2 protein-coding genes are annotated in these 959 nt (G+C 61.4%); both read left to right on the top strand.

Features of this window, described 5'->3' with window-relative positions; genetic code table 11:
• On the top strand, positions 1-276 hold a 276-nt coding region (locus EOC06_RS37860), incomplete at its 5' end, for an N-acetyltransferase (protein ID WP_164899025.1).
• Between the two features lie 111 nt (positions 277-387).
• Positions 388-921 carry an inorganic diphosphatase gene (ppa, locus tag EOC06_RS37855; protein WP_013528997.1) on the top strand — a complete coding sequence of 178 codons (534 nt, stop codon included), beginning with the start codon at positions 388-390 and terminating at the stop codon, positions 919-921.
• The last annotated feature ends 38 nt before the right edge of the window (positions 922-959 follow it).

Raw genomic sequence — 959 nt, 5'->3', positions numbered from 1 at the left:
GGCAAGAACCGCGCCCGTGAACTCAGGCAGCAAGGCGAAATCTACGAATTGTACCTGCGGCCGGAATATCAGGGCATCGGGCTCGGCAGCCGCCTGTTTTCGGCGGCCAAGGCGCGGCTGGCCGATCACGGGCTGAAAGGCATGGTCGTGTGGGCGCTGGAAGACAACCAGAACGCGCTTGCCTTCTATGCCGGCGCTGGCGGCCGCGATGTAGCCGAAGGCGTCGAGATCTTCGAGCAGAAGGCGCTCAAGAAGGTCGCTTTCGTCTGGGAATGACAGCCCGGCCCTTCGGCCATTGCCCTCCCGATTTCAGCCAGCACCATTCGCCGCATTGCACCATGACGCGCCGCCCGCTATCGATCGTCCATCGAGAGAGGGATTTAAGCCATGCGCATTGAAGCCATAGCCAGCGGAAAGAACCCGCCTGAGGACGTCAACGTCATCATCGAGGTGCCGATCGGCGGCGAGCCGATCAAGTATGAGATGGACAAGGAAGCCGGCACGCTGTTCGTCGACCGCTTCCTGCACACCTCGATGCGCTACCCCGGCAATTACGGCTTTGTGCCGCACACGCTGTCGGGCGACGGCGATCCGATCGACGTGCTGGTCTGCAACACGCGCGCCCTGGTGCCGGGCTGCGTCATCAACGTCAGGCCGATCGGCGTGCTGATCATGGAAGACAATGCCGGCCAGGATGAGAAGATCATTGCCGTGCCGTCGCCGAAACTGACGCTGCGCTACGAGAACGTCACTGAATACACCCAGCTGCCCGACATCACGCGCCAGCAGGTGCAGCACTTCTTCGAGCACTACAAGGATCTCGAGCCCGGCAAATGGGTCAAGATCGAAGGCTGGCACGATTCCAAATATGCCAAGAAGATGATCGTCGACGCGATCGAGCGGGCCAAGGCGAGCAAGTAGCCCAACTTCGTCATACCAGGGCGGAGCAGCCGCAAAGC

Origin of the sequence: Mesorhizobium sp. M7A.F.Ca.MR.362.00.0.0 (assembly GCF_004023175.1) — a bacterium.
Classification (GTDB): Bacteria; Pseudomonadota; Alphaproteobacteria; order Rhizobiales; family Rhizobiaceae; genus Mesorhizobium.
The sequence above is the reverse complement of the archived record's forward strand: the minus strand, read 5'-3'. Positions and strand labels throughout refer to the sequence as shown.